General features: G+C 37.8%; 12 protein-coding genes. 5 read left to right on the top strand and 7 right to left on the bottom strand.

What is annotated here, in order from left to right; all coding sequences use genetic code 11:
- Window positions 1–67: 67 nt before the first annotated feature.
- Complete coding sequence (locus tag OQZ33_RS07935; RefSeq protein ID WP_265798515.1) at window positions 68–2,560, bottom strand: TonB-dependent receptor domain-containing protein; 2,493 nt, start codon at window positions 2,558–2,560, stop codon at window positions 68–70.
- Between the two features lie 226 nt (window positions 2,561–2,786).
- Between OQZ33_RS07935 and OQZ33_RS07930 the strand changes: the two genes are divergently transcribed.
- A complete protein-coding gene (locus OQZ33_RS07930) occupies window positions 2,787–3,713 on the top strand; it encodes an NAD(P)-dependent oxidoreductase (protein WP_265798514.1) in 927 nt (308 codons plus the stop codon).
- On the opposite strand, the gene OQZ33_RS07925 is transcribed toward OQZ33_RS07930, so the two are convergent.
- Complete coding sequence (locus OQZ33_RS07925) at window positions 3,710–4,141, bottom strand: DUF6157 family protein (RefSeq protein WP_265798513.1); 432 nt, start codon at window positions 4,139–4,141, stop codon at window positions 3,710–3,712. The genes OQZ33_RS07930 and OQZ33_RS07925 overlap by 4 nt on opposite strands.
- Window positions 4,142–4,285: 144 nt before the next feature.
- Here OQZ33_RS07925 and OQZ33_RS07920 point away from each other — a divergent pair, with 144 nt between their 5' ends.
- A complete protein-coding gene (locus OQZ33_RS07920) occupies window positions 4,286–4,762 on the top strand; it encodes an OsmC family protein (RefSeq protein WP_265798512.1) in 477 nt (158 codons plus the stop codon).
- Window positions 4,763–4,845: 83 nt separating this feature from the next.
- On the opposite strand, the gene OQZ33_RS07915 is transcribed toward OQZ33_RS07920, so the two are convergent.
- On the bottom strand, window positions 4,846–6,726 hold the full coding sequence (locus OQZ33_RS07915; RefSeq protein WP_265798511.1) for a M1 family metallopeptidase: 1,881 nt from the start codon (window positions 6,724–6,726) through the stop codon (window positions 4,846–4,848).
- A gap of 287 nt (window positions 6,727–7,013) precedes the next feature.
- On the opposite strand from OQZ33_RS07915, the gene greA reads away from it, so the two are divergent.
- Entirely contained in the window at window positions 7,014–7,487 is a 474-nt protein-coding gene (greA, locus tag OQZ33_RS07910) for a transcription elongation factor GreA (protein ID WP_029276724.1), read from the top strand.
- 75 nt (window positions 7,488–7,562) lie between these two features.
- Entirely contained in the window at window positions 7,563–7,961 is a 399-nt protein-coding gene (locus OQZ33_RS07905) for an HIT family protein (protein WP_265798510.1), read from the top strand.
- Between the two features lie 5 nt (window positions 7,962–7,966).
- Here OQZ33_RS07905 and OQZ33_RS07900 read toward each other — a convergent pair whose 3' ends face one another.
- The 4 genes from OQZ33_RS07900 to OQZ33_RS07885 all read right to left on the bottom strand — a co-directional run bounded on the left by OQZ33_RS07900 (window position 7,967) and on the right by OQZ33_RS07885 (window position 10,789).
- A complete protein-coding gene (locus OQZ33_RS07900) occupies window positions 7,967–8,248 on the bottom strand; it encodes a GNAT family N-acetyltransferase (protein WP_265798509.1) in 282 nt (93 codons plus the stop codon).
- Between the two features lies 1 nt (window position 8,249).
- Window positions 8,250–9,140 (bottom strand): pirin family protein, encoded by an 891-nt coding sequence (locus OQZ33_RS07895; RefSeq protein ID WP_265798508.1) that lies wholly within the window; start codon window positions 9,138–9,140, stop codon window positions 8,250–8,252.
- A 234-nt stretch (window positions 9,141–9,374) separates the two neighbouring features.
- The gene (locus OQZ33_RS07890; protein WP_265798507.1) at window positions 9,375–10,475 is read right to left on the bottom strand and encodes an NADH:flavin oxidoreductase; all 1,101 of its coding nucleotides are present in this window, start codon (window positions 10,473–10,475) and stop codon (window positions 9,375–9,377) included.
- Window positions 10,476–10,486: 11 nt separating this feature from the next.
- The gene (locus tag OQZ33_RS07885; RefSeq protein WP_056848339.1) at window positions 10,487–10,789 is read right to left on the bottom strand and encodes an ArsR/SmtB family transcription factor; all 303 of its coding nucleotides are present in this window, start codon (window positions 10,787–10,789) and stop codon (window positions 10,487–10,489) included.
- Window positions 10,790–10,965: 176 nt separating this feature from the next.
- On the opposite strand from OQZ33_RS07885, the gene OQZ33_RS07880 reads away from it, so the two are divergent.
- Entirely contained in the window at window positions 10,966–11,544 is a 579-nt protein-coding gene (locus OQZ33_RS07880) for an RNA polymerase sigma factor (RefSeq protein WP_265798506.1), read from the top strand.
- Window positions 11,545–11,597 lie beyond the last annotated feature (53 nt).

The following is an 11,597-nucleotide window of genomic DNA, read 5'->3' as shown; positions in this document are numbered from 1 at the left end:
TTTCAATGTTTGGTTAGCATTTATAAAAAAGGCGTTTAAAAATATCTTTTTAAACGCCTTTTTCAAATTAAAATGAGCCTTCATCAGGACGATTGTCTTGCTGATCGTCCTTCTTCTTGGTTTTATTTAAATTGAATGTGGTTTTTCCGAAGCGGTAAGAAAACGTTAGGTTACCCATTGTTCCTTGCATGCGTCGGGCAAAATCGATATACGTAAAGTTATCATCAGTAGTCATGCTCCATCTGCGGGTATTAAACACATCTCTAATGTTGAAACTAAGTGAGGCTTTTTTGTTAGGGAAATCGTATTTGGCTCCGCCATCAATACCGTACATGGCGTTACGTTTACCTTGCGCCATTACTTCTGGTGCCCTGTAATCGGCACGAACCTGAATAGATACGTTTTTTGCTACAGTTAAATTTCCAGTGATATTTCCATTCCAGCTAAAACCACTTCTGCTGGCAATGTTGAATCTTTCATCACCTTCAAATTTCTGTTGATATAAATTTACGTTAGTAGTAAAGTTTAACGCTTTAATTAAATCGAAACGACCAATTAATTCTAAACCACTATTTTGTTGGCGGGTTAAGTTTTGTGGTGTTGTGGTGATAATTCCATTTGCATCAGGCACACTTCTTACCCTTTGAATTACATCATTGGTTTGGCGGAAATATAAGCTAGATGTTAAGGTTACCTTTTTGAAATATTTGCTGTAACCCAATTCAAAAGAGTGTACATCTTCCGGATATAAATTCGGATTACCTGCTCTGTAATTCAACGGATCGGATACATCTAAAAATGGATTGGTATCCCATGGGCGAGGACGATTTACACGGCGTGTATAGCTTAGCTGAACCGTTTGCTCACCTTTTAATTTTTGCGTTAAAAATACACTTGGGTATAACCTTTTGTAATGGATGTTTCCTTCACTTGCTACCAGGTTATTACCGTTATATCCTTCCAGATGGGTATCTAAACGGGCATCTTCAGCTCTTAAGCCGATTTGGTAACCAAAATCTTTTATCTGATTTTGATAGTTTAGGTAAAGCGCATGAACCTGATCTTTGCTGTTAAAATCATTAATCAATTTGTTATTACGAATGTAAATTTCAGTATTGGTTAAAATCGAATCTGCATATTGATCGTTATCTCCTAAACGAATTTGGCTGCGGTAGCCGGTTTCAATTTTACCTGCTTTACCAACTGGCAAAGTGTAATCAGCCTGGATGTTATAATTTGTGTTATCGCCAGTATTAAAAATACGCTGTAAACTTGGATTGATGTTTACCGCATTTCCATTTTGGTTGGTAAAAGTGGTGCTGTACGCCTGATCATTATTATTCGTTCCGTAAGAATAACCAAAATTAAAAGTAAGTTCCTCTTTCGGTTTTTTAAATTTTTGAACGTAATCCAAATTTAAATCATAACTGCTTCCATCACCTTTATTGGTATTGCTTCTATTGCTTAGTAAAACCGGACTTAAATTAGAGCGCAATTGTCTGATGTCAACAAATTCATCGCGGTCATTTTCTCTTGAGTTAAAACCACCAGATAAACTTACAATGCTTTTAGGAGTGATGTAATAATCTAAACCTGCTTTAGCATTATGTCCCTTATCCAACGAAGTTGATGAAGTATTTTGGTTTGCAAAAGCAGTTGAAGTGGTTGGGCTTTTATAAGTAATATCCTGGAAGCCACCACCAATTCTATTGCCGTAACGATAGCTGTAGTTTCCGTAAAGGTTTACTTTACTATTTTGAAAACTTAAATTGGTATTGCCATTGTAGTTGTCGCGGTTACCGGCAGTTAAAGCCACCGAACCGTTAAAACCAAGTTTAGTATTTTTCTTTAGCACAATATTGATGATGCCAGATTGGCCTTCCGCATCATATTTAGATGACGGGTTGGTAATTACCTCTACACTTTCAATAGAACTTGCTGGGATAGACTGGAGAATTTGCGCCACGTTACCACCGGCAATAAGTGAAGGTTTGCCATCAATTAAAACCCTAACGCCGCTCGATCCACGTAGGCTCACATTTCCGTCCATATCTGTAGAAACAGAAGGAACATTTTGTAGTAAATCGCCGGCAGAACCACCTTCGCTAATTACGCTTTGATCTACAGCAAAAATCTTTTTATCGATACCCATTTGCATACCTTGTTTTTGTCCGGTTACCGTAACTTCGCTTAAAATATTTCCTTTGGCAGTATTCATTTTAATATCGCCGAAGTTTAAAGTTCCGGTGGCTGAGGTAATGTTTACGTTATCGCGTACCATGGTTTGGTAGCCAACAAAACTTATTTTAAAAGTAAAAGTTCCTGTAGGTAAATCGGCCATTACAAAAGCACCGTTTGCATCAGTTTGTGCTATTTTAGCATTTTTAGCGGTAGCTTTATCAATTAAAACAGCCGTTGCAAATGGGATGGTCTCTTGTGTTTTGGCATCTTTTAGTACACCGATTATTTTTGCCTTGCCTCCAGTTTGGGCGAAAAGGTTAAAGGATAAACTTAAGAATAGAAGGGTAATTTGTATCGTCCTTGATTTAAAAATTCTCATTAAAATATATTATTTGTTGTGTGTTTTTGTAAAGGGAGACAAAGTAACGGCAACTAAGTTTAATTAAGCAGGCGTAACTATTTTATTACAGCCATTTTATAGTAATATTTTTGTGAGCAATTTTTGTTCAAATTTAAATAGCCAGGCCTATTTCTGTTAGTGAAACAGGAAAACAATTGAACAATATTATAAATGGCCAATATCTAAATTGTTACTTTTGTTCGAAATGGAAAAAATATTAATCGTTGATGATTTACATCCCGCTTTTAAAGAGCAGGCGGTGGCGTTGGGCTATCAGGTTGATGATGAACCTGAAATTACCAGACAGCAGACGTTAGAAAAAATAAAAGACTACGTCGGTATTGCTGTTCGTACCAAATTCAGGATTGATGCTGAGCTTTTCGCGGCGGCTGCAAACCTGAAATTTGTAGCCCGTGCCGGTGCTGGTTTAGATAATATCGATGATAAAATTGCTTTTGAACGAGGTATCGAGTTAATTAACGCCCCAGAAGGTAATTGCGATGCGGTGGGCGAACACGCCACAGGTTTGCTTTTATCGCTGATGAATAATTTCCGAAGGGCTGATATGGAGATCAGAAACGGGGTTTGGGATCGCGAAGGAAACCGAGGGTATGAATTAAAAGGAAAAAAAGTAGGCATTATTGGTTATGGCTTTATGGGACAAAGTTTCGCGAAAAAACTAGCTGGCTTTGAGGTTGATGTAATGGCTTACGATAAATATAAAACTGGCTTTTCTGATGCGTTCGCCCGGGAAGTAAGTATGGAAGAAATTGTAAAGCACAGCGATGTGCTCAGTTTGCACATTCCACTCACCGCCGAAACCAAACAGATGGTTGATGATGAATATTTTTTCCATTTTAAAAAGCCCATTTTCTTTATCAATACCGCCAGAGGCGAAATTGTAAACACAAAAGCCGTTTTAAATGCCATCTCATCAGGTAAAATTTTAAGTGCAGGACTAGATGTATTACAAACTGAAAAATTTCCGGCCCTGGGTGAGCAAGATTGGTATAAAGAACTGGCCAAAAATGAAAAAGTGATTTTGACACCGCATGTTGGCGGTTGGACCTTCGATTCTTATCGCAAGATATCGGAAGTTTTGGCTCAAAAACTGGAGGGACTTTCTTTTTAGACTCTTGAATTATTTTTTGAGGTACGCATGGCTTTCACTGTTTTAATTCCAGAATCGGAAGATAGCTTTGTGTATTCTTCTGTTTCCATTCCATAAATAGCAATTTTGCCTTCGTGGTTGGAGTGAACGCCAAAGCCATATCGTTTTGTTAAAGGTGAAGCACGAAAACAAGGTTGTCCTTTCGAGAAAAAGCTTTTCTTGGCTTCATCTTTTTCTGCTTCGCTGCTATCGTTTCTTTCTGCGAAAACTTGAAATAACACATCATCAGATGAGTATTCGTATGGCTTTTTTGAGATCATTTCAAACTGTAATTCAGCAACCGTTTTATTGTTTCCTTTTGGTTTTGGTATTTCTCCGTGGCTAACCGGACAATCTTCTGCTACCTCAATAAAAGTATCGAAATAGTTAGTGGTGTGAGTTTTGGTCATGGCTGTGATTAAGTCTATTCAATTTCTAATTTTGGGCGGGAAATTTTTTCATTTTGATTCTAAATTAAGAAACAATTGCGATTTCTTCTCTTAGTTTCCACCCTTATTTCCTAAATTGGAATACATTTCTAACTAAATTATATCATGCCGAAAGATCATTTATACACTACCACTGTAACCTGGACGGGCAATAAAGGCTCCGGAACAATGGATTACCGCTCTTACGATCGCGACTACGTTATTTCTGTCCAAGGAAAAAGCGATATTTCTGGTTCATCAGATTCTGCCTTTCTTGGCGATAAATCTAAATATAACCCCGAAGATTTGTTATTGGCTTCTATTTCCAGTTGCCATATGCTTTGGTATTTGCACTTGTGTTCTAAAAACGAAATAGTAGTTATCGATTATAAAGATCAGGCTGTTGGCACAATGGAAGAATCGGCAGATGGAAGTGGTAAGTTTAAGGAAGTGACCCTACATCCACAGGTTTTAATAGCAGATAATGCACATTTTGAATTAGCTGAATCGTTGCATGTGGAAGCGAACAAAATGTGTTTTATCGCCAACTCTTTAAATTTTCCTGTTAAACACCAGCCTGTTTGTAAAGCGGAGAATAGCTAGTATCGAGTAAAAAGTTTAAAGTAGAAAGTAAAAAGTTTAAAGTTGGTCATTTACACTCCTAAACGGCCAACTTTAAACTGCTGTTATTTTACAACAAAAACGTTATCATTTGGAGTAGCATCTACATAAATACCATTATCCAAAGTAATCGACTTTATTTTACGGTTAGTATTAATCGTCATGGCAAATTCTTTCTGATTCACTTTCCAAACCGCTGGTGTTTTATGGATGGTTTCTGTTTTACCTTCCGTATCGGTAACCAAAATATCAAATGGGATAGCAAAACCGCCAACATTTTTAATTACAAACGTTACTTTTCCTGATGAAATTTGCGGGTTACTTAGGGCCAAATCGAGGTAGTGATTTGTGAAAAACCAGTTCTGAAAGAACCAGTTTAAATTCTGTCTTGATCCTGTATTCATCGAATTAAAATAGTCCCATGGGATGGGATGTTTACCATTCCAGGTGTTCATGTAATGATGAAGTGCTTTTTTAAATAAATCATCGCCCAACATATCTTTCAATGCCAGATAACTTAACGAAGCCTTTCCGTACGAATTATTTCCGTACCCGGCACCAGAAACTTGGTCAGACATCGAAATTACGGGCTGATCTTCTTCTGCAGATTTATCGTTGATGTAGCTGTTAACCCTAAATTTTTTGTAGAAATCATCAGCAGCTTTTTGGCCATGTTCGGCAATGCCGATTAAATATTCGAAAGTAGTTGCCCAACCTTCATCCATATAAGCATAACGCGTTTCATTTGTCCCCATAAAGAAAGGAAAATAGGTATGCGCCACTTCATGGTCTTGAACCAGTTGAGCGAAAACCGGATCGCCGAAGTTAGAATCATTAACCATCATCGGATATTCCATATCTGCAAAGCCTTGAAAAGCAACGCTTTTAGCGTAAGGATAAGGAATGCCAGGCCAGTTATTCGAGAACCAGGCCAGTGCATTAATGTTGTATTTTACCGAATTTAAAAAATCTTTTCCTGTGGTTGGGTTATAGGCTGCCTGTGCACTTGCCCTGCGACCGCTTTTTGAATCTACCACAACACTTCCACCATCCCAAACGTAATGATCGCTCATGGCAAACGTAACATCAGGAATATGATTGGCCTTAAATCTCCAGGTATTCCAATCTTTTTGAACCGTTACTTTACCATTTTTCAATTCATCAGCAGTGGCAATATTAATTACTCCATCTGTATCGTATGACTTTTTCAATCGGGCGGAAATTTCTGGCTGCAATACTTCATCAGGATTTAAGAAATCACCGGTAGCGTAAACCACGTAATCTTTTGGCGCTGTTACTGAGAAAACATAATCGTTAAAATCATTGTAAAATTCCGCTCTATCGGTATGTGGAATTCTATCCCAACCATTGTAATCATCATAAACAGAAATACGAGGATAGCTGTAAGCCACAAAGAAAGAGTTTGGATCAATCTGTCCTTCGCGACCGCTTTCTTTTGATAAAGGATAATCCCATCCTATTTTAACAGATACTTTCGACTTTGGGTTTAACGGCTTTTTCAAACGCACATTGCCAACCGTTCCCCAGTTTTTTGAATCTACTTTATACGTTTCTCCATCAACAGAAAACGAAGATATGTTTAGCCCTGTTGTTAAAAAATCTTCGCTTACAGCACCTCCACGTGGAGAAGTCGGCTTGTGTAAATTGTTCACAAAACGAATAGCCAATGTTTTTAGCGTATCGTTGCTGTTATTGCTATACAAAATTTCTTCTTGGCCGCTAACCATTTTCGTAGCGGCATCTACTTTAATATCCATGGTGTATTTGCCATGATTTTGCCAATAGTTGGCACCAGGATTACCGTTCATAGAGCGGGTTCCTTTATCGTAAGCTGCCTTCAAATTTCGTGGCATATATAGCTCTTGCGCCGAAAGCGTATAACTTCCTAGTCCGACAAAGAGGAATAAAGAAAATAACTTTTTCATTTTTGAATAATTTCGACTAAAATATCATAATTGAATGAATTTTAAATGAGTGTCTGTTTGAATGTTACTTTTTTATTTCAAGCGAAAGAAGAATGGTATGGGGAATGAAGGTTTATTAATGTGGTGATTAGTGGCAACTCAATGTTAAAATCTAAAAATCCTGATCTTTTATTTGCTTTTGTAATTTCCACAATTTATCTTCGTTATAATTGAAGCAAGACTATGTAGCAAACCAACTATGTAGTCTTGTTTGTTTTTTATAGCGTTTGAATAAAATTAATAGAGCAATGACAGAGGTAACGTATTACACACAAGAGGGGTTAGATAAGCTGAAAGAAGAAGTTCATTATTTAACTACCACCGGCCGTCAGCTAATATCTAAAGCAATTGCTGAGGCGAGAGATAAGGGTGATTTATCGGAAAATGCAGAGTATGACGCTGCCAAAGAAGCACAGGGTTTGCATGAGGCCAAAATCTCAAAATTAAAGAATACATTGGCAAATGCCCGCCTGATTGATGAGTCGAAATTGGATTTATCAAAGGTATTGGCATTATCAATTGTTAAAATTAAAAATGTTAAAAACGGCGCAACCATGACTTACCAATTGGTAGCCGAAACTGAGGCCGATTTAAAAACAGGAAAAATTTCTGTAAAATCTCCTATTGCGCAAGGTTTGTTAGGAAAATCTGTTGGCGAATTTGCCGAAATTGAAGTGCCTGCAGGTAAAATGCAATTCGAAGTTTTAGAAATCTCTAGATAAAAGAAGTTGAGAGTTATGGGTTACAGGTTGTAAGCCCAAACCTGTAACTCATAACTGATAACCCACAACTGACTTATGACTATCTTTTCAAAAATTGTTGCAGGAGAAATACCAGCGCATGTTGTTGCAGAAACTGTTGAGTATTTAGCCTTTTTAGATGCTCAGCCCTTAACCGCTGGCCACGTTTTAGTTATTCCTAAAATCGAAGTAGATTATATTTTCGATATGGATGAAGATTTATATGTTGGCCTTTGGATGTTTGCCAAAATTGTGTCAAAAGGAGTGAAGACCGCCTTTCCTTGCAAAAAAGTTGGCGTTTCGGTTATTGGGTTAGAAGTTCCGCATGCTCATATTCACTTAATACCGATGAATAGTGTAGCCGATATGAACTTTGCCAAGGAGAAGCTAAGGCCAACCCAGGAAGAGCTGGCCGAAGCGGCTGAGAAAATTAAGCAGGCTTTGTTAGCGGAATAAATTCGCTAAAACAAAACATCGCGTATCGTTTCGTCTTTGTCGAACACACCTTTAGCGAAAGGACAAAGGGGAAGTATTTTAATCTTATTTTCGCGGGCATTTTCAACTACAGCCATTAACAGCTGTTTGCCAATCCCTTTGCCCGAAAACTCTGGATTAACTTCTGTGTGATCGATTATAATTTTGGTTTCGCCAGCCCAAACGTAACTCATTTTGCCTGCCTGCACATTATTTTCTATAGCTTCGAAATAGCCATTTTTTTCGTTGTTTACCTGATTAATCTCCATATTATTTCTTTTGATAAGGGTTTTGATTGGGCAAAGGAACAAAGTCGGTTTCGCCTGGTACGGGTTTAAATTTTTGTTCTAACCAATCTTGTTTGGCTTGCTCAATCAATTCTCTCTCTGATGCTACAAAATTCCAATAAATAAATCTTTCCTCAGGGAAAGGTTCTCCTCCAAAAATATAAACAGTTGTATTTTCGAGCATCGTAAATTCACATAACTTGGCATCGTTTGCAATTAAAATTAATCGCGGTTCGAAAAGATGTCCTTCACTTTCAATCCCACCCTCTAAAATATACAATGCACTTTCGCCAAAAAGATCGTTTCCAATACTTAGTTTTTGCCTCGTTGTGCTTTTAATTTCGATAAAGTAAAGTGGGCAATAAACCGGAACCGGAGATTTTTTACCAAAAGCTTCGCCTGCAATAAGTTTAATGTTAACGCCATCTTGCTCCCAACTCGGGATATCTTTTTCGTCTACATGAAAAAACTCTGGCGCCATTTGTTCCAGGGCTTTAGGCAAAGCCACCCAAATTTGAAGGCCATGGAGCATTTTATCGGTTTGTCGCAGATGTTTCGGCGTTCTTTCTGAGTGAGCAATTCCACTACCGGCTGTCATCCAGTTTACCTGCCCTGGTTTAATAATTACATCCGTTGCTAAACTATCGCGATGTTCTATTTCTCCTTCGAACAAAAAGGTAAGTGTAGATAAACCGATGTGTGGATGCGGAGGAACGTCCAGATTTTCATGGCCGCTCATTGCTGCAGGCCCCATGTGATCGATAAACGCAAATGGACCAACCATTCGTTTTTCACGGAAAGGGAGTAGTCTACCTACCATAAAATTGCCGATGTTCGCTGGTCTTTCTTCGATAATAAGGGATATGTTTGACATGGGAGTTCCTTTGTTTATAACGTGAAATTAAGAAAATTTTATTTGTCGAGACAAAATCTCATCGTCCTTTCGACCATAGCGGATGAATTTTGGATTTGGTTTTTATTTAAACGCGATTGTAATCGCTAAGCTATTTTGCACTCGTTCGAAACGAGCGCAAGCTCAAGAAAAATCATGGTAAAAAAAAACACCTCATTGATAAGGTGTTTTCCATTATATACTTAGAAAGAAAAACTATACTAATTCTGCTAACGCTTCTTTGCTGAAACCTTTCAGCTCATCCATTTGGTTGTTTTTGATTTTTTCAACCCAGTTTGGATCAGCCAATAATGGGCGACCAACAGCTACCAAATCAAAGTCTCCACGCTCCATTCTTCGCACCAACTCATCCAATGAGCTTGGCTCTGAGCTTTGGCCAGCGAAAGCGCCGAAGAAATCACCACTTAAACCAACAGAACCCACCGAGATGGTTGTTTTTCCGGTTAATTTTTTTGCCCAGCCTGCAAAGTTCAAATCAGAACCTTCAAATTCAGTTTCCCAGAAACGGCGTTGTGAGCAGTGGAAAATATCAATTCCTGCATCAGCCATTGGCGTTAACCATTGTTCCATTTCTGATTCATTCTTGGCTAATTTAAAATCATATGCTGAAGGTTTAAATTGTGACAAGCGAATAATTAAAGCAAAATCTTCACCTACACGTTTACGCACTTCTTTAATTACTTCAACAGCGAATCGTGTGCGTTCAGCTAAAGTTTTTCCACCATAAATGTCGGTGCGGTTATTTGTTGCATCCCAGAAAAACTGATCAATTAAGTATTGGTGAGCACCATGAATTTCTACTGTGTCAAAGCCTAATGCTTTGGCATCTGCAGCAGCCTGACCAAAAGCTGCAATCGTATCTGCAATTGCAGCGTCAGTCATTGGTACACCGTTTTCAAAACCCGGACTATTTAAGCTCGATGGTCCTTCAAAAGGAGCACTTGGCAACCAGCCCGAAGCATGATTTGCATGGACGCCCTGGTGCCAGATTTGTGGCCCCATTTGTCCGCCAGCGGTATGAACTTCGTTAATCACTTTTTCCCATCCTGCTAAAGCTTTTTCGCCATAAAAGTGAGGAATGTTAGGATCGGAAGAAGATGATGGGCGGTTAATCACTGTTCCTTCTGAAAGAATTAAACCAACCTGGCCGGCAGCTCTCTTTGCATAATATTCGGCAACGGCATCAGTCGGAATTCCATTCGGAGAAAACGACCTCGTCATTGGAGCCATTACAATTCTATTTTTTATGTTTAATGATTTTAAGCTAAATGGCTTAAATAAACTATCTGTGTTCATATTATTAATTTTTATAATTCTGTATTGATGATTTTGCTTAATTTTTCAATGCCTTCATGGTTACGTTTGTAGTAGGTCCATTGGCCAACCCTTGTGGCGCAAACTAGGTCTGCCCGCTGTAAAATAGAGAGGTATTCGGAAATGGTACTTTGTGATAAACCGGCTTTATTTTGAATTTGCCCTACGCACACGCCAACGTTTTCAAAATCGGCATTTGGTTGCTCTGGAAAGTATTCGGCAGGACTTTTTAGCCAGTTTAGAATTTGTAAACGGGTTTTGTTTGATAAAGCTTTGAAAATTTCTACCTGATCCATGATGCAAATGTATATCGACTTTTCCCGATATACCAATTAAAACTTTGAAGTTTACAATAGTGTGTATAATAACCAAATAAGCGTTAATAAAACGTTTAAGTTAATTGGTGATTGTTCAGTTTTATTTAGGATTTAAGCCAAACTATTTCTTACATTCGTTTAATCATTCTAACCAAATGCCTGCTTATAAATCATTAACTGATCATGAACTTTTCATCCTCATGCAGGATGGAAATAAATTTGCTTTTGAGGAAATTTACGAACGCTTTAATGGTTTGTTGTATATCTATGCCTGTAAAATGTTGCCAGACAGGGAAGATGCCCGAGATATTGTTCAGGAAATTTTTGTTTACCTGTGGAGCAATCCAAATATTCAAATCAAATCTCAACTCTCTAACTATTTGTACACCGCAATACGTTATAAAGTTTTCGATTGGTTGGATAAAAATAAATCACGTTCGAATTATTTACAATCGCTGGAAGATTTTTCTTTAAAGGGAGATTATGTAACTGATGATTATATTCGTGAAAAGGAATTTGCTTCTTTAATAGAAAAGGAGGTTTCATTACTGCCTCCAAAAATGCGGTTGATATTTGAAATGAGTCGCCAACAGCATTTGAGTCAAAAGCAAATAGCAGAAATTCTTCATTTATCAGATAAAACCGTTAAAAAGCAAATGAGCAATGCGCTCAAAGTCTTACGCTTGAAATTAACTTCATTTTTGTTATTGGCAACCATCTTATTAATCAAATAAATTTTTGGAAAGCAAATTTCTGCTTATCGGTTTCTTCAGTCCCGCTTTTGCTT

The sequence above is a fragment of the Pedobacter sp. MC2016-05 genome (assembly GCF_026239735.1).
Taxonomy (GTDB): domain Bacteria; phylum Bacteroidota; class Bacteroidia; order Sphingobacteriales; family Sphingobacteriaceae; genus Pedobacter.
This window is presented reverse-complemented; position numbering and strand designations above follow the sequence as displayed.